17 protein-coding genes are annotated in these 16048 nt (G+C 33.5%); 3 read left to right on the forward strand and 14 right to left on the reverse strand.

The window, feature by feature from the left end; genetic code table 11:
• Positions 1-6: 6 nt before the first annotated feature.
• The 3 genes from M0M57_RS05800 to M0M57_RS05810 form a co-directional block, all read right to left on the reverse strand.
• A complete protein-coding gene (locus tag M0M57_RS05800; RefSeq protein ID WP_248436223.1) occupies positions 7-414 on the reverse strand; it encodes a hypothetical protein in 408 nt (135 codons plus the stop codon).
• Between the two features lie 54 nt (positions 415-468).
• Entirely contained in the window at positions 469-1488 is a 1020-nt protein-coding gene (gene pheS / locus M0M57_RS05805; RefSeq protein ID WP_248436225.1) for a phenylalanine--tRNA ligase subunit alpha, read from the reverse strand.
• 83 nt (positions 1489-1571) lie between these two features.
• Complete coding sequence (locus M0M57_RS05810; RefSeq protein ID WP_248436731.1) at positions 1572-1928, reverse strand: hypothetical protein; 357 nt, start codon at positions 1926-1928, stop codon at positions 1572-1574.
• A 129-nt stretch (positions 1929-2057) separates the two neighbouring features.
• On the opposite strand from M0M57_RS05810, the gene M0M57_RS05815 reads away from it, so the two are divergent.
• Positions 2058-2576, forward strand: coding sequence for a CvpA family protein (locus M0M57_RS05815; protein ID WP_248436227.1), 519 nt, complete (start codon positions 2058-2060; stop codon positions 2574-2576).
• On the opposite strand, the gene M0M57_RS05820 is transcribed toward M0M57_RS05815, so the two are convergent.
• The 8 genes from M0M57_RS05820 to M0M57_RS05855 form a co-directional block, all read right to left on the reverse strand.
• On the reverse strand, positions 2560-3303 hold the full coding sequence (locus M0M57_RS05820) for a tetratricopeptide repeat protein (protein ID WP_248436229.1): 744 nt from the start codon (positions 3301-3303) through the stop codon (positions 2560-2562). The genes M0M57_RS05815 and M0M57_RS05820 overlap by 17 nt on opposite strands.
• A 10-nt stretch (positions 3304-3313) precedes the next feature.
• Positions 3314-5074 carry a BatD family protein gene (locus tag M0M57_RS05825; RefSeq protein ID WP_248436231.1) on the reverse strand — a complete coding sequence of 587 codons (1761 nt, stop codon included), beginning with the start codon at positions 5072-5074 and terminating at the stop codon, positions 3314-3316.
• A gap of 6 nt (positions 5075-5080) precedes the next feature.
• On the reverse strand, positions 5081-5872 hold the full coding sequence (locus tag M0M57_RS05830) for a tetratricopeptide repeat protein (RefSeq protein WP_248436233.1): 792 nt from the start codon (positions 5870-5872) through the stop codon (positions 5081-5083).
• Entirely contained in the window at positions 5869-6912 is a 1044-nt protein-coding gene (locus M0M57_RS05835) for a VWA domain-containing protein (protein WP_248436235.1), read from the reverse strand. Before M0M57_RS05835 ends, M0M57_RS05830 begins: the two co-directional genes overlap by 4 nt.
• A 1-nt stretch (position 6913) precedes the next feature.
• Complete coding sequence (locus tag M0M57_RS05840; protein ID WP_248436237.1) at positions 6914-7915, reverse strand: vWA domain-containing protein; 1002 nt, start codon at positions 7913-7915, stop codon at positions 6914-6916.
• A gap of 2 nt (positions 7916-7917) precedes the next feature.
• Complete coding sequence (locus M0M57_RS05845) at positions 7918-9528, reverse strand: BatD family protein (protein WP_248436239.1); 1611 nt, start codon at positions 9526-9528, stop codon at positions 7918-7920.
• Between the two features lie 47 nt (positions 9529-9575).
• On the reverse strand, positions 9576-10442 hold the full coding sequence (locus M0M57_RS05850; protein WP_248436241.1) for a DUF58 domain-containing protein: 867 nt from the start codon (positions 10440-10442) through the stop codon (positions 9576-9578).
• Positions 10443-10528: 86 nt separating this feature from the next.
• Positions 10529-11533, reverse strand: a complete 1005-nt coding sequence (locus M0M57_RS05855; protein WP_112087072.1) for an AAA family ATPase — start codon at positions 11531-11533, stop codon at positions 10529-10531.
• A 322-nt stretch (positions 11534-11855) separates the two neighbouring features.
• On the opposite strand from M0M57_RS05855, the gene M0M57_RS05860 reads away from it, so the two are divergent.
• Together M0M57_RS05860 and M0M57_RS05865 are read left to right on the forward strand one after the other, a co-directional pair.
• On the forward strand, positions 11856-12725 hold the full coding sequence (locus M0M57_RS05860; RefSeq protein ID WP_248436243.1) for an aldo/keto reductase: 870 nt from the start codon (positions 11856-11858) through the stop codon (positions 12723-12725).
• Positions 12726-12816: 91 nt separating this feature from the next.
• Positions 12817-13965 carry an ATP-binding protein gene (locus M0M57_RS05865; protein ID WP_248436245.1) on the forward strand — a complete coding sequence of 383 codons (1149 nt, stop codon included), beginning with the start codon at positions 12817-12819 and terminating at the stop codon, positions 13963-13965.
• Positions 13966-14025: 60 nt separating this feature from the next.
• Here M0M57_RS05865 and M0M57_RS05870 read toward each other — a convergent pair whose 3' ends face one another.
• The 3 genes from M0M57_RS05870 to M0M57_RS05880 form a co-directional block, all read right to left on the reverse strand.
• Positions 14026-14532 carry a TlpA family protein disulfide reductase gene (locus tag M0M57_RS05870; RefSeq protein ID WP_248436247.1) on the reverse strand — a complete coding sequence of 169 codons (507 nt, stop codon included), beginning with the start codon at positions 14530-14532 and terminating at the stop codon, positions 14026-14028.
• 384 nt (positions 14533-14916) lie between these two features.
• Complete coding sequence (locus M0M57_RS05875; protein ID WP_248436249.1) at positions 14917-15300, reverse strand: hypothetical protein; 384 nt, start codon at positions 15298-15300, stop codon at positions 14917-14919.
• A gap of 32 nt (positions 15301-15332) precedes the next feature.
• Entirely contained in the window at positions 15333-16004 is a 672-nt protein-coding gene (locus M0M57_RS05880) for a hypothetical protein (RefSeq protein WP_248436251.1), read from the reverse strand.
• Between the last annotated feature and the right edge of the window lie 44 nt (positions 16005-16048).

Raw genomic sequence — 16048 nt, forward strand, 5'->3', positions numbered from 1 at the left:
CCTTTATTACTTCACCACCACCCCATTCTTAAACAAAACAGGCACTTCTTCAGTTGCTCGTTCGTTTATGGTATTGGTTCTAAAGGTGAATTTTTTATCGTATAAAGTATTTTCTATAAAAAACGTAACCATGAATTCGTTGTTCAAAGCCAAAACACTGGCTTCAATCATTTCTATTTTAACAGCAGAAACGGAAGGAATTTCAACAAAAGCATGACGTAATAACGAGGTTTTTTTCATTTCGCCATCAACCGTTCCAAACGCTTTTGAAACGACCATTACGCTATCTAATTTGAAGTCGCTGTCGTTGATGAGATAGACATTCCAAACGTTATCCATAAAGTCGTCATTCCATTCTTGGATGGCGGCTAAAAAGACGTTTTCTACTTTTGGGATGATGATGTCGGATTTCATGGAGACTATTTAAACCGACAGGTTTCGGAAACCTGAGAGGTTTAATCGTTAAAATTATATACTCGTTTTAAATTGTTCTAAAAAGCGAACATCATTTTCATAAAACATACGAATATCGCCAATTTGATACAAAAGCATGGCAATCCGTTCGATTCCCATACCAAAGGCAAAACCATTGTATTCATCCGGATTGATTCCGCAGTTTTTCAAAACATTTGGGTCAACCATTCCGCAACCCATAATTTCCAACCAACCGGTTCCTTTAGTGATACGGTAATCCGTTTCGGTTTTTAAACCCCAATAAATATCCACCTCAGCACTTGGCTCGGTAAAAGGGAAATAAGAAGGTCGCAAACGAATTTTTGACTTTCCAAACATTTCTTTGGTGAAATATAAAAGTGTTTGCTTCAAGTCGGCAAACGAAACATCTTTGTCAATATATAGTCCTTCCACTTGATGAAAAATACAGTGTGAACGCGAAGAAACGGCTTCATTACGGAAAACACGTCCCGGAGAAATCGTTCTGATTGGCGGTTTGTTGTTTTCCATGTATCGCACTTGCACGGATGACGTGTGCGTTCGCAACAAAACATCCGGATTAGTTTGAATAAAAAACGTGTCCTGCATATCTCTTGCCGGATGGTATTCCGGAAGGTTTAAAGCGGTGAAATTATGCCAATCATCTTCAATTTCCGGACCTTCGGAAACATTGAAACCAATGTTTGAAAAAATATCGATAATTTGATTTTTTACCAACGAAATAGGATGACGAGAACCAATTGGGAAAGGCTCACCCGGACGAGAAAGATCGCCAAAAAGTCCAACCGATTCTTCTTTGCTTTCCAGCATTTCCTGAATTGATTTTACTTTTTCTTCGGCGGTATTTTTCAATGTATTGATAACTTGACCAAATTCTTTTTTCTGTTCGTTAGGAACATTTTTAAATTCGGCAAACAAGTCTTTCAACAGACCTTTGCTTCCTAAAAATTTAATTCTGAATTGTTCAAGGGTTTCCTTGTTATCCGTTTGAAAAGCTTGTGCTTCGCCAATGTATTCTTTTATCTTATCTATCATCGTTCGTGCTGTAAAGGTGCAAATTTAGGAAAAAGTTGGGAGTTGGAAGTTGGAAGTTGGGTGTTTTTATTAAAAACTGAAAACTATTTAATCAACTCTCTTTCCAAAAAATAATTCACAATCGCTTCTTTCATCAAAACAGATTGTTCACCGGCTTTTAATGGCGGAAGTTCTTCTTTTACTTTGTAATGTGGCCAACCGTCGTTATCAAAAAATTCGAATTCATAATAGCCGTACGGTTCTAATAAACGGCAAATGGCAATATGCATGAGTTCGATTTTTTCGTCTTTTTTGAAGGTTCTTTTCACTTTACCTAATTCCTGAACGCCGATTAAATAAATAATGGCATCGAGGTCGAGTACATCGCCTTCGGCAAATTGATTGGATAGTATGTTGACAACGTTTTCCCAACGTTCTTTTAATTGAATATCTCTTGACATGATGGAAGTGGGAAGTGGGAAGATGGAAGAATAATTTCTGCCATCAATCACTATTATTTTTTTGCAAAGATAAGAAGTTGCTTCTTATTAAACAGAAATTACTATTTTAGTGAACTTTATTTTTTGAAAATGGATATTGTTATTGGAGTTTTATTGGTTGTAGGATTGTATTACGGCATTAAAAACGGATTATTTGTAGAAATTGCTTCCATCATTTCGTTTATTTTAGGCGTTTTTCTTGCGATTAAATTTTCGTATTTGGTGAAAGGTTATTTAGAAGGTTTCGTCAGTTGGAATCCAAAAACCATACAAGTTACTGCTTTTGTATTGACCTTAATTTTGGTTGTAATTGGCGTTCATTTGTTGGCAAAAATATTTACAAAAATTGCCGATTTTGCTTTTTTAGGTTGGGCAAACAAATTAGCAGGCGGAATTTTTAGTGTATTAAAAACCGCTTTGTTGATTGGAATAGTTTTAAATTTAGTTCAAAAAATAAATGTAGATAATCAATTGATTTCTAAAGAAAAACAGGAAAAGTCTATTTTTTACAGACCAATTTTGGATACCACCGCTTTTATGCTTCCAATGGTTACGAAGTGGATTGACGATGTAAAAAAAGTATATGAAGAAACTACTTCAACTCCTTGATTGCTTCGCTTAAAATCCATCCTTCGGTTTCATCTGTGAGTTGAATTTTTTTCCAGTTATCAACCGTTTCTAAAACAAAAACTTTTGTTCCTTCATGAAGAATAAATGCTTCAGTTGCATTTTCTCTCGGTTCGTTTTTTACTGAAATTATTTGTTCAAAAACAATGGCCGGGCGTTCGGTTTGATAAAGGTTTTTTTCAAAAACGGCTGCTCCAAAGGCTGCTAAAATAAAAAACGGGATAATGAACATTCCTACAAAGAAAATTCGTTTTACTACTGTTGTTTGCGAAAAGTAATAGCCAATAAAAAACAACAAAAACAGAATTGCTAAACCAACAGAAATATAACCCCACGTGTTGTAATGCACCAATCCTGTGAAATTTCGCATGATGCGTTCAAAACCAACTTTTTCAATGGTTTTAATATCATCAATCGTACTGTTTTTGGCGAATTTTAGGTTGTTTTGGATGTCTTTATCATTCGGACTAATCAACAATGCTTTCTCATAATAATAAATAGCCGGTGCAATTTGGTTGAGTTTATAATAACTGTTAGCCAAATTAAAATATAAATCGCATGATTCTTTTTTATCTTTTAAAATGCTTTCGTAGGCTGTTATTGCTTCTTGATAATTGCCTTTGCGATAGTTTTCGTTTCCTTTATCAAAAACACTCTGAGCCCAAAAAGTTTGGGAAATCAAGAGTAAAAAATAGATGATATTCTTCATGGTTTTGATGTTAAGAAATTTGTTTTTCCAATTCTGAAATTACTTCCGCCGCCTTGTCAAAATCCTGTTGCATAGCTACATTTGAAAATTGAGCATAACGAGCTAATTCGCAATTTTCGGTGATTTGAATAAATTTTTCAATCGTTTCCGGTTGAGCTTTTTTGTCGGCTAACAATTCTTTGATTAAATCTTTGCTCATTTCCGAGGTTTCAATTTTCAATTTCGCTTTCAGAAAGTTGTGCAACGATTTTTCTAATGCCACATAAAACGGCTCTTTATTTCCTAATTGTTTTTTAGCTTCCGATAAATATTTCTTAGCCAATCTGTTGTTCATTTTCAATTTATTACCCACCACATCGCCATCGATTGCTTCTTTTTTCTTTTTAAATAAAATGATAAAAGGAATTAATAGAAAAGGTATTCCTAACAAAACATAATACGTCGTTGAACCAAAAAAATCCTTTTTATTGATTTGGGATAATTTAGTTTTTAAATGAATAAATTTGAATTGATCTTGTGCTGAAACCGTCTTTTTCTCCGCAGAAGCATTCTCCTGATTAGCAATTCCTGCGTTAGGCGAAGATGGTCCGTCTGCCACATTAATCGTAATTTCATCGGAAGTGATTGTTTTGTAGCTGTTCGTTCCTAAATCAAAATAAGAAAACTGCATTGGTTTGATGGTATAATTTCCTTTGAATTGTGGAATAATTGTGTATTTATCGGAGATTTTTCCGTTCATTCCGCTCAAAGGTGTATTCACATTTTCGGAGTGAACCGGATCATACATTTCTAAAGCTGTAGGAACAACCGGCTTAGGTAAACTGAATAGTTTTAAATTTCCTGAACCGGAAACACTGACTTCCAAATCCATACTTTCACCATTTTTTAAAGTGGTTTTGGATGGCGTAACTTTAAAATCAAATTTACCAACAGCACCGGAGAAATCAATTGGTTTTCCGTTTTCGGGAAGTGGTTTCACTGTGATGATTTTGCTTCCGGCAGAAACACGTTTGTGATCTTTGGCAAGCATTACTTGACCGAATATATTTCGTCGATTGGTGGGCAATTCTACATCAATATCTAACGAAAGCGGTTCAATTTCCAATTTTCCTGATTTTTGTGGATATAAAACTGTTTTGCGTAGCACTACAAAACGAAAACGTTCACCGTTATAGGTTCCTTCTTCTGCAACCAATTGTTTAATGTCTATGTTTTGACTCCAAAAATCATTGTATTTTGGTTTGTCTAATTCTCGCCAATTCGAAATTCCGATGTTGTGGCTAAAATATAATTTGTAAACTACTGTGATAGGTTCGTTTAAATAGGGATTGGTTTTGCTAACCTCAGCAACCAAATGCAACGCATCATTAATAGAAACGGAATTGTCGTTTGGATCACGTGGTTGTTGCACCTCATCGGTAACTTTGATGCTGATTGGTGTGGTTTTATAAACTTGTCCGTTATACTCAATCGAAGCTTGTTTGATAGAAATAGTTCCTTTTTGAGTAGGCAATAAAAAATAAGAATACGTTTTGTTGAACGAACTTTTCCCGTTTACCCACGATTGACTTACTTGCTGACTTGGGCCGGCAATGACTCTGAAACCTTCAAAAGCTGGAGGAACAAAATTATCGCCATCCACGTTCATTGTGAAATCGATACGCAAGCGTTCGTTGAGTCCCAAAGAAGTTTTGCTTGCTTTGGCCTCAAACTGAACTTGAGCAAAAATTGTCTGACAAGTTAATAATAGTATGAATACTAATTTTTTCATTTTAAATTACCAGTCTTTTTCCGTTTGAACAGGTTTTGATTTTACTTTTTGAAGATTTACTTTTTCCTGTACTTTCTTTTCTTCATTATTTACGGCATCTAACAGATTTTGGACGCTTTCTTTAGAAATTCCGGAAGGTTGTGGTTTTGGCTGGCCACCTTGATTTTGGTCTTTCTTCTGATCTCCTTCGTTTTTGTCTTCTTTGTTATCGCCTTTACTTTTGTCTTTGTCGCCTTCTTTTTTATCGTCCTTTTTGTCTTTGTCGCCGTCTCCTTTGTCTTGTTTTTGGTCGTCTTTTTTATCGTCCTTCTTGTCCTCTTTCTTATCGTCTTTTTTATCTTGGTTTTGATCTTCGGGATTATTTTTTAGATATTCTTTGGCTAAGGCATAATTGTAGCGGGTTTGCTCATCGGAAGGATTATTTCGCAACGCATTTTTATACGCTTCAACAGCTTTGCTATACTGTTTCTCTTTCATATAAACATTCCCCAAATTGTGCAATGCTTTGTGTTTTTCTTCTTTGGTTGTAGCTTTTTCAAACGCTTGTGAATACGCAAATTTTGATTCACTGAATTGCTTTTGTCTGTAAATTGAATTTCCTAAATTATACGAAGGAGCTGCTCCAGATAATCCTTTGGAATTGGAAATACGGTATTGAGCTTCTGCTTCGGTATATTTCTTTTCAGCGAAAGCTTCATTTGCTTTGGGCAAAATTTTATCTTTCTCTTTTTTCACTTCCTCTTGAGCAAACGTAAAAAAAGAAAGTAATAAACTAATTAAAAAAACTATTTGCTTCATGATTCCTTTTCATTAAATAAATTCAACTTACTTATCCAGCCTGTTTTTCTTTCTAACAGAAAAATATCGATAAACAACAGTGCAAAAGCTATGCCTAAAAACCATTGAAATTGCGATTGAAAATCGGCTACTTGTGTCGTTTCAAATTCGGTTTTTTCGATGTTATCTAATGCATTTTTCACATAATCCAGCACATCTTTAGTATTTCCACCATAAACATAACCGCCTTTTGTGCCTTTTCCTATTTGTTTTAGAATTTCGGCATTCATTTTTGTAACGACAACTTCATCATTTCTATCGCGTTTAAAATTCTCTACAACTCCATTTCTTTTGATCGGAATAGGGCCACCCTTTTCGGTTCCAACTCCAATGGTAATTACTTTTGCTTTTATTTTGAGAGCTTCTTCGATGACTTCCTCTACTCCGTCGGAATGATCTTCTCCATCCGAAATCAGAATAATTAATTTATTGGTGGCATTATCTTTATCAAAATAATCAGCCGATAATTTGATAGCTTCTTCCAATGAAGTTCCTTGCGACGAAACCATATCTGTATTCATGCCTTGCAGATACATTTTTGCCACACCATAATCGGTTGTAATAGGCAAAACCGGGAAAGCACTTCCGGCATAGGCCACCATTCCGATACGATCGCTACCCAATTGATTAATGATTTGCGAAACGATTTGTTTGGTTTTGTCTAATCGGTTGGGAGATATGTCTTCGGCTAACATACTTTTGGAAACGTCGATGGCAAAAACCACGTCTATTCCTTCCCGCTTCACAGTTTCCATTTTGGTGCCTATTTTTGGATTGGCTAAGCCGATGATTAAACTCGCCAAAGCCAAAAGCAAAACAGTAATTTTTAGAACCGGCTTAAAAACCGACTTTTCAGGGCTGAGCTTTTTAACTAATTCGATATCACCAAATTCGCGTTGCTTTTTTCTTTTCCAATACAAATTAATTAAAAAAAGTATCGCTATTATTGGGATAACAGCTAAAAAGTATAAATATATTTTTTCGTCTATTTGTGAATACATATTATATAAAACCTCTAAAAATGGTTTGTTTTAATAAAATTTCTATCAACAATAATAAGCCTGCAATCCAAATTAATGGGCGGAATTTTTCATCGTAATTGTAAAAACGCTGTTCTTCTATTTCGGTTGTTTCTAACTTATTGATTTCGTTATAAATTTCCTCTAATTTACTATTGCTTGTGGCTCTAAAATACTTTCCGTCGGTTTTTTTGGCGATACTTTTCATTAATGCTTCATCAATTTCAACCGGCATCATTTGAAATAAAAATCCGCCGTTTGGTGCATACGCATACGGGAATTCTGCCATTCCATTTGTTCCAAGACCAATTGTATAGACTTTAATTCCGTATTCTCTGGCAATGTCGGCGGCTGTTTCAGGTTCAATAAATCCGGCATTGTTTACACCATCGGTTAACAAAATAACGATTCTGCTTTTGGCTTTACTATCTTTTAAACGGTTCACAGCGGTTGCCAATCCCATTCCGATTCCGGTTCCGTCTTTCAGAACATTATCATAATTAATGTTTTGAATAGCATCAATCACAATTGATTTATCACTGGTTACGGGAGTTTTAGTATAACTTTCTGCGGCATATACAACAATTCCGAAGCGGTCATTCGGTCTGTCCTTTACAAAGTTTGCCGCTACTTTTTTAAGTGATTCTAATCGATTTGGCTTTAAATCTTTGGCCAACATACTTCCGGAAACGTCGGTGGCAATCACAATATCGATTCCGCGTGTAGTTTTGGTTTTATTGCTAACATCCACTGTTCTTGGTCGGGCTAACGCTACAATGATAAAACTTAGAGCTAAAATTCGCATTGCAAAAAGTAATGGTTTCAATTTAGGTAAAATTGAACTTTTTACTTTAAAACCTTTTAACGAACTGACTTTTAAAGTTGGTGTTTGTTTGTTTCTTTTCCAAATATACCAAGCGATTGCCACCGGCAGAAGGGTGAACAACCAAAAAAACTGTGGATGTAAAAAAGTGATGTTTTCCATAGTTATTTTATTATGGCAATTTCAACCGAATTCATAATTCGCTCTGTTATTTCATTGGCAATTTCATCGCCTTCTTCGTGTAGCACAATAACTTGTTGCAATCCGCCTTCTTGACCAAAAAACATTACTTCGTAATACGCTTTTCTGCTTTTTTTGGTAATTGGATCTAAAATATTCATGGTTCCGTAGCCTCTTAATCCTTCAATACCTTCTTTAGTACTGAAACTTTCTTGTTTCACTAAGATATTCTGAGCACCGTTGGCTTCCATCATTTTTAGTGAACCTTCCAATGCTTGAGCTAATTCAATTTTTATATCTTGTTTCAATTTTGTGGTCATGACGGCAATATAAAAATGATCCATCATTGCTCCGTAGCCAAATAGTTGCATATCTGTCATTTCCGACTGCTGTCCGCCCATCATTTTGGAAACATCCATTCGTTGGAGAACTTTTGGCGTTTCGATTTTAATAGCAGGATTTCCGTATTGACTCGAAACCCATTCACCTTCTAATAATTCTTTAGCTGGATGACCAAGTATGTTGTCTTTTAAAAAGTCGAAACCTTTCACGACGACTAAAATACCTAATGAAACAAATAAAACAGCAACTACAGAAACAATTATTAATGTTCTCTTCTTCGCTTTTTTACGTTTTAATATTTTCGCTTGATTGGCTTCGTTGTCTTCTAATTCTTCTTCTTCGATTTCTTCCGGAATGGATTGATGAATTTTGAAAATTGTTTTTTCTATTTTTATTTTATCGTCTGCAATTTCAAATTCTAATGGTTTTGATTTGGCAAATTTCACTAAATCGGCTTGTTTTAAAACCTTTTCCAGATTTTTGATGGTTTCTTCTGTTAGCGAAAGTTTCTTTTTGACTATCGCAATTTTGAAAGCAGAAATCAATTCGTCAGTGGTACTTTCCATTGCAGGAATTTCGATGGCTTCTTCGATGTAAGTTCGAGCAATATCAGTCAATTCAGAATAATATTCTTTCACTTCACCACGTTCAACCAAGCTCTTTTTCTCTAATGTTTTTAAATGAGCTGTTGCTTTTTCAATCGGAGTAGCATAAACAATTTCTTCTTCTACCGGTTTTTTATATTTCTTTATCAGAAAATAAATCAAATAACCAATTCCTGCAATTCCGATTAAAATCAACAAATAAATCCACCAATTCGAATAATCATTCGGAACAGTTGAAATGTCTTTGATGTCATACATGTGCTGCTTCAATGTATCTACCACAACCGGAAGAATTTCTACTAAAACACTATCGGTCGCAAACGACTTTGAATTGATGATAACTTTCAACGATGGTATCGTGTATTTTCCACTGTCAAATTGCGTTAAACCATATTTTTTGATAAGTTGATATTTATCGTTTTCTTTAATTGTATCGGTTGGATAACTTTCTAAAACTTCTAAACTTCCAAATAATTTCCCTTCCGGAAAAGCCACTTTTGAAAGTGTATCGACCGTTGTTTTAAAAGTTAAATTAATTTGTGCACCAATTTTAACCCTGGTGCTGTCAACCGAAGTAGTTACTCTTTTTTGTTGAGCAAAAACGAAGGTTGATAAGAGTAGAAAGAATATATATAATTTAATTTTCATTGTCTGTTTCACAGCGATTTACAAAATTTTTTGAAATTGGCGTATGATTATCTTGATTTAAAATAAGTTAGTAATTTGGTCACATAACTTTCGTCAACTCTTGTATTTACTGTTCCTGAACCGCATTTGGAAAATGTTTCTTTGAAAAAAGTTACTTTCTCGCGGTAATATTTTTCATATTCCATTCGGATAGATTTCGAATTGGTATTCACTAACATCGTTTCGCCCGTTTCAGCATCCAACATATTCACCATTCCGATGTTTGGCATTTTTTCTTCTCGAATATCAAACACACGAATTCCGGTGATGTCGTGTTTTTTTCCGGCGATTTTTAAGGTGTGTTCGTAATTATCATCCGTAATAAAATCAGATATGAAAAACACAATTGCTTTCTTTTTCATCACACTCGATAGAAATTTCAACGCATTGGTAATATTTGTTTTATTGCTTTTTGGTTTAAATTCTATTAACTCACGGATGATTCGCAACACGTGCGATTTTCCTTTTTTTGGCGGAATATAAAGCTCAATTTCATCGGAAAACAAAATCAAACCAATTTTATCGTTGTTTTGAGTTGCCGAAAATGCCATTGTTGCAGCGATTTCAGTAACAATTTCACTTTTCAATTGATTTTTTGTACCAAAACTTTCAGAACCGGAAATGTCAACCATCAACATCATCGTTAACTCTCGTTCTTCTTCAAAAACTTTGATATACGGTTCGTTGTAACGTGCGGTCACATTCCAATCGATTGCTCGAACATCATCGCCAAATTGGTATTGACGAACTTCTGAAAAAGTCATCCCACGACCTTTGAAAGACGTGTGATATTCTCCCGAAAAGATATGATCGCTCAATCTTCGGGTTTTAATTTCTATTTTTCGTACTTTTTTGAGTAAGTCTTTTGTTTCCATTTTTTTTCAGTTGTCGGTTGTCGGTTGTTTGTTATCGGTTTAGCAGATTGACTGCCAAATGATAACTGATAACTGTCAACTAAAATTTAAGGTACCTCAATCTCGTTCACAATTTTATTAATGATTTCAACCGAAGTGATGTTTTCTGCTTCAGCTTCATACGTAATTCCGATACGGTGACGCAACACATCGTGAACAACGGCACGCACATCTTCGGGAATCACATAACCACGACGTTTGATAAACGCGTAACATTTTGCTGCTGTGGCTAAATTGATGCTTCCACGAGGAGAAGATCCAAAACTGATTAACGGTTTTAAACTTTCTAATTTATATTTTTCAGGGAAACGCGTAGCAAAAATGATATCTAAAATGTATTTTTCAATTTTTTCATCCATATACACTTCACGAACCGCTTGTTGAGCACGTAAAATTTGATCGATGGAAATCACAGCATTTACTTTTTCGTAACTTCCTTTTAAATTTTGACGAATTACTAATCGTTCGTCTTCCATTTTAGGATAATCAATCACGGTTTTCAGCATAAAACGATCGACTTGAGCTTCCGGTAACGGATACGTTCCTTCTTGTTCAATCGGGTTTTGAGTAGCTAAAACCAAGAACGGTTTGTCTAATTTAAAAGTCGTGTCACCAATGGTTACTTGTTTTTCCTGCATCGCTTCTAACAAAGCCGATTGCACTTTTGCAGGAGCACGGTTGATCTCATCGGCTAAGACGAAATTGGCGAAAATAGGACCTTTTTTTATCGAAAATTCATTTTGTTTAATGTTGTAAATCATTGTTCCAACCACATCGGCGGGTAATAAATCGGGTGTAAACTGAATTCGGCTAAATGAACCCTGCACAGCTTGTGACAACGTATTAATCGCCAACGTTTTTGCCAAACCGGGAACACCTTCCAACAAAATGTGACCTTGACCTAAAAGACCAATCAACAATCGTTCGATCATGTGTTTTTGACCAACGATGACTTTGTTCATTTCATAGGTAAGAAGGTCGATAAAAGCACTTTCTCTTTCAATTTTTTCATTTATCGCTCGGATATCTAGCGTAGTTGTATTTTCTTCCATAATTCCTATTTTAAGAGCTCGAATTTAGTGTGTTTAAATTAACAGTGCAAATTGAAAATTTTATTCGTTTTAAGATGTTAACATAGCGTTAAAACTTCAATAAAATCATAGGTTTTAAGAGTGATTTGTGATTTAGTTTTTATAATTTTAAGACCGATAAGAAAAAAGTGCGGGTTGCGAGTTCCGGGTTGCGAGTTCCGGGTTCCACTTGCGATGGAAATCTGTTTTAATCTATTTTCGCTAGGCGAACAAAAAATCTGTGAAAATCTATTGAATCCAAATAATCCGTGTGCTATTAAAAAAAATGAAAAATCTATAAAAAATGAAAACTACATTATCTCCTGTTGTAGCAGGAACCATGAATTGGGGTGTTTGGGACAAAAATCTAAGTGTCGCCGAAATGGCCAACCTCATTCTTGTTTGTTTAGAAAATAAAATAACCACGTTTGATCACGCCGATATTTATGGCGGTTATACAACCGAAGCCACTTTTGGCGAAGGTTTTAAACAAAGCAAAATTGATCGAACAAAAATTCAATTGGTTTCAAAATGTGGTATTCAACATATTTCCGATAATCGTCCGAACAGAATCAAACATTATGATTATTCGAAAGAATACATTATTTGGTCGGCAGAAAATTCGCTTAAAAATTTAAAAACCGATTATTTAGATGTGTATCTTTTGCATCGACCGAGTCCGTTAATGCAAGCCGATGAAATTGCTGAGGCGATTGAAAAACTAAAAAAAGAAGGTAAAATTTTGGATTTTGGATTGTCAAATTTTACGCCTTCTCAAACCGATTTGATTCAGCAAAAAACGAAGGTTTCGTATAATCAAATTCAGTTTTCAGCCACGCATTTTGAACCGATGGTCGATGGAAGTTTAGACCATATGCAAATTCACAACATTCGTCCGATGGCCTGGAATCCACTCGGAACAATTTTTAGAGAAGACACCGAACAAACCCGTCGATTAAAAAAATTATTAGCTCGATTGGTCGAAAAATATCACTTTGGTTCTGATATCATTTTACTGGCCTGGATTATGCAGCATCCTTCCAAAATAATTCCCGTTGCAGGAACAGTAAATGTAGCTCGAATTCAACAATTACAAAAAGCGTCCGAATTAATTTTAGACAAAGAAGATTGGTTTGAAATTTGGACGGAAAGTATGGGCAGTAAAGTGCCTTAAAAAGTTTTCAGTCGCAGTTTTCAGTCGCAGAAATAGTTTTCAAACTGTGTATCTCGCTGAAAACTGCGACTGCGACTGAAAACTAAAAATAATGATCAACAAACGCCTTCTTATCAAAAACCTCTTAGCTCACAACGATGAGAGTAGTTTTTATGATAAAAAACGTCAGTTGAATTTGCATACTAAAGAAGGAAAAGCGAAGTTTTTGAAACACATTTGTGCTTTGTCGAATTCCAACCCAACAAATAATTCCTATATCGTGGTTGGGGTTGAAGATCAAGATAATGAAATTACAGGTGATGATTTTTTTGATGACAGTAGGATTCAAAATCTAGTGAACGCATTTTTAGAAAATCCACCGAAAATTCAATATGAGAATGTTCCGTTTCCAAATTTACCAAAAGATAAAGTGGTGGGTTTGGTCACGATAAAACCAAACAGCAAAGTTTCAGCCTTTAAAAAAGGAATTTATACTATTCCGGCTCGAACAGTTTTTGTGCGAAGAGGAAGTAATTCTATTCCAACCGAAGATAAAATCCCGTTTTCTAAAATGAATACCGAAACGGTGATTGGAATTGAAAATAATTCGCGAAACAGTATTTCCTATACTTTAGAAGGAGTTTTAGATTTTATGAATAATCGGCACAAAGACATGGCTACAAAGTACCATGTTTTTAAAGAACTTTTTGTGGTTTGTTGGGCAGGAAATAAGAAAAAGGTACGCGATAAAACATTTTATTCAAGGGTAGATATTGAATTAATTAACGAACAAGTCAAGCTATTCTATTCTGCTTTTGATGAGGTTTCGATTGCGTATGATGATAAGACATTTACGATTACTGAATATGTTCCGTTAGGATTGAATGACAAAACGAGTTATTATCCGTTAGAAAAGCAAACGCTGACTTTTTTTGATAATGGTTATTATAAAATTGAAAACGAGTTTCTGTTTGAACCTCCACAATACAATCGGAAAATGATGTTTCATATTTATAATTCCAACTTATCTTTGTTGCAAAAATTACAAAAAGGAACTGCTTTATCCGAAAATGAAAAGCGGGATTTACTAAATTTGCCTTCTACATTAATGATTTGTTATTTAAACGGATTTGAAGAAGCCAAACAAAAATTAATTGATGCCAAACCGCTGCTTAAAATGGTAGAAAACCCGATGGTTTATGTAAATTTTAAAGAAACTATGCGGATTTTGAGGAAGGTAAAATATGATAGAAATGAATAAAAAACGACAGTCCACAAGCTGTCGTTTTTTATTTAAATTTCAAGTTGGAATTTACAATTTTTATTTGTTTTTATTTATAAAGTCATAAACTTGAATACTATCTAGTTTTCCGTTTAACTTTTTAACTACTTCACCATTCTTAATAAAATATGTTTTAGGTAAAACATCTATTTCAATGATGCTGTTGTCATTAAAAAATGAGTTCAAAGCATGTTTGGATCTATAATCAATTAATGTAATTTCAGACCAGTTAAAATTATGTTCACTAATTGCTTTTTTAGTCAACAGAGTATCTTTATCTTTTGAGAAGGATAAAAACACAACTTCATTATCAAAACTTTTTTTGACATTATTTAAAAAAGGAATCTCTTCGATACATGGAGCACACCATGAAGCCCAATAGTTTACAACTATTAACTTGTCATCTTGAATATAGTTTTTGTAAATTACACTTTCATTTAGATTTGTTTTATCATGTATCTCAAAAGAGAACTTATCCTTAAAAAGGAATAAAACAAGCACTAATACCATACTAATTCCAAGAATAAAAAATATGATTTTTTTCATGATAATTTAATGTTTTAATATAGACAAAAACAACTATTTTCTAATTTGTTGATGCAAAGATAGATTTTGATTTAAATGTGATTTTACACTAAAAGTGTAAAAAATGTTAAAGAAAAGATTGGGTTTTAATTTTAAAAACATAAAAAAACGACAGCTTGTGAACTGTCGTTTTTAAATAAATCCTACTTTAAAAAAATTTTAATTTTATAAAATTAACAGCTACTAATCCTGTAAATGATGTTATTTCAATCAAAAACACCTTGCAATTATTATAATATAAGCTTTTGTATTGCTGTTAATTTTTAGGTAAGAACCATTAACAGTGGCGATAGCATCTAAGATAAACACATAAAAAATTTATTTTTCCTTTCATACTATTTAAAATTATTGATGTGTCCAATACATTATTTGCTGCCTAAAACTATGATAATTTGCAAGATAGAAGCCTGAAAATAGAATGACCCAAGTAATGAACAATAAATACAAACTATTTAATTCAATATTCAATTCAAAACTTGCAAAAAGACACAAGAAACCAAAAACAACTGCACCAACAAAATTGTAAATAAATGAACTTTTAAGACTCATTTCTATTGCTCCAGTGAGAAAATTCCATCCTAGAAGTTTATCTTTGATTATTATTCTATTTTGACACAATTCAATAGTTACTACATGCGAAAAATCTAATTTTACTGTAACTATGTCTCCGGCCGTAGAGTAATTATAATCAAATTTCTCTAAATTCTTAGTTATTTTTTCTAGATACATATTGATAAATTTAAATTTTAAATTCTTTATGTTTAACAATTAGAATCCGAATAATATGTAATTAAAGAACTTGCAGCACCTGCAATAACAGACAAAGGTCCAAAATACCAAGTGCATAATGTTGCCCCTGCATCAGAAACAATTGTTCTAGGTGTACAAGGGTTTTTTCCTCCTCTAAGGGTAGTACCTTGACTCCATAGATTATTTGACTCCTTCAAAACACTTTCGAAAACGATTAAGTTGTTTAATTCTTTCTCAGTTAAATTATTCTTTGACTTAAAAGAAATAATAATATTATTAATACTTTTGTAATCTTTACCGTTAATGGCTATGTCATCAATTAAATTAATAATTTTTTGAGAAAGATATCCTTTCTTTAAATAGTCATTTTTGTTTAATTTCCATTTTAAGTAAAAATCATAATTACTTACAGTTGTGCTTGAATCAAAATAATTTTTGAGTTGTTCTGTAGTAATATTTTTGAACTCTTCAGGATATTTTCCCTTCATTAATTCTAACATAACTTTAGTCATTTCTTCAACGGTTATGTTTGAAATCTTTTCTATATCTCCTTTCAAAAACTTCTCGTTGTAAAGCCTTATTACTTCATTATGATAAAAACCATATTCACTAAATTTAATTTCTTTCTGAGCAATTGATAAAAAAACATTTAAAAAAACTAAACTAAAAAAAACTTTTTTCATAATAATAAATTTAAAAATAACGCCTACTATCATTTTTTGGGTAT

It is taken from the genome of Flavobacterium azooxidireducens, from assembly GCF_023195775.1.
Taxonomy (GTDB): domain Bacteria; phylum Bacteroidota; class Bacteroidia; order Flavobacteriales; family Flavobacteriaceae; genus Flavobacterium; species Flavobacterium azooxidireducens.

What these genes read in the sequence shown, in the direction of transcription:
- M0M57_RS05825 (WP_248436231.1), bottom strand. Translation starts at nt 5,074, where the DNA reads ATGAAAAAATTAGTATTCATACTATTATTAACTTGTCAGACAATTTTT.
- M0M57_RS05880 (WP_248436251.1), bottom strand. Translation starts at nt 16,004, where the DNA reads ATGAAAAAAGTTTTTTTTAGTTTAGTTTTTTTAAATGTTTTTTTATCA.
- pheS (WP_248436225.1), bottom strand. Translation starts at nt 1,488, where the DNA reads ATGATAGATAAGATAAAAGAATACATTGGCGAAGCACAAGCTTTTCAA.
- M0M57_RS05875 (WP_248436249.1), bottom strand. Translation starts at nt 15,300, where the DNA reads ATGTATCTAGAAAAAATAACTAAGAATTTAGAGAAATTTGATTATAAT.
- M0M57_RS05855 (WP_112087072.1), bottom strand. Translation starts at nt 11,533, where the DNA reads ATGGAAGAAAATACAACTACGCTAGATATCCGAGCGATAAATGAAAAA.
- M0M57_RS05830 (WP_248436233.1), bottom strand. Translation starts at nt 5,872, where the DNA reads ATGAAGCAAATAGTTTTTTTAATTAGTTTATTACTTTCTTTTTTTACG.
- M0M57_RS05840 (WP_248436237.1), bottom strand. Translation starts at nt 7,915, where the DNA reads ATGGAAAACATCACTTTTTTACATCCACAGTTTTTTTGGTTGTTCACC.
- M0M57_RS05865 (WP_248436245.1), top strand. Translation starts at nt 12,817, where the DNA reads ATGATCAACAAACGCCTTCTTATCAAAAACCTCTTAGCTCACAACGAT.
- M0M57_RS05815 (WP_248436227.1), top strand. Translation starts at nt 2,058, where the DNA reads ATGGATATTGTTATTGGAGTTTTATTGGTTGTAGGATTGTATTACGGC.
- M0M57_RS05820 (WP_248436229.1), bottom strand. Translation starts at nt 3,303, where the DNA reads ATGAAGAATATCATCTATTTTTTACTCTTGATTTCCCAAACTTTTTGG.
- M0M57_RS05800 (WP_248436223.1), bottom strand. Translation starts at nt 414, where the DNA reads ATGAAATCCGACATCATCATCCCAAAAGTAGAAAACGTCTTTTTAGCC.
- M0M57_RS05850 (WP_248436241.1), bottom strand. Translation starts at nt 10,442, where the DNA reads ATGGAAACAAAAGACTTACTCAAAAAAGTACGAAAAATAGAAATTAAA.
- M0M57_RS05845 (WP_248436239.1), bottom strand. Translation starts at nt 9,528, where the DNA reads ATGAAAATTAAATTATATATATTCTTTCTACTCTTATCAACCTTCGTT.
- M0M57_RS05835 (WP_248436235.1), bottom strand. Translation starts at nt 6,912, where the DNA reads ATGTATTCACAAATAGACGAAAAAATATATTTATACTTTTTAGCTGTT.
- M0M57_RS05810 (WP_248436731.1), bottom strand. Translation starts at nt 1,928, where the DNA reads ATGTCAAGAGATATTCAATTAAAAGAACGTTGGGAAAACGTTGTCAAC.
- M0M57_RS05870 (WP_248436247.1), bottom strand. Translation starts at nt 14,532, where the DNA reads ATGAAAAAAATCATATTTTTTATTCTTGGAATTAGTATGGTATTAGTG.
- M0M57_RS05860 (WP_248436243.1), top strand. Translation starts at nt 11,856, where the DNA reads ATGAAAACTACATTATCTCCTGTTGTAGCAGGAACCATGAATTGGGGT.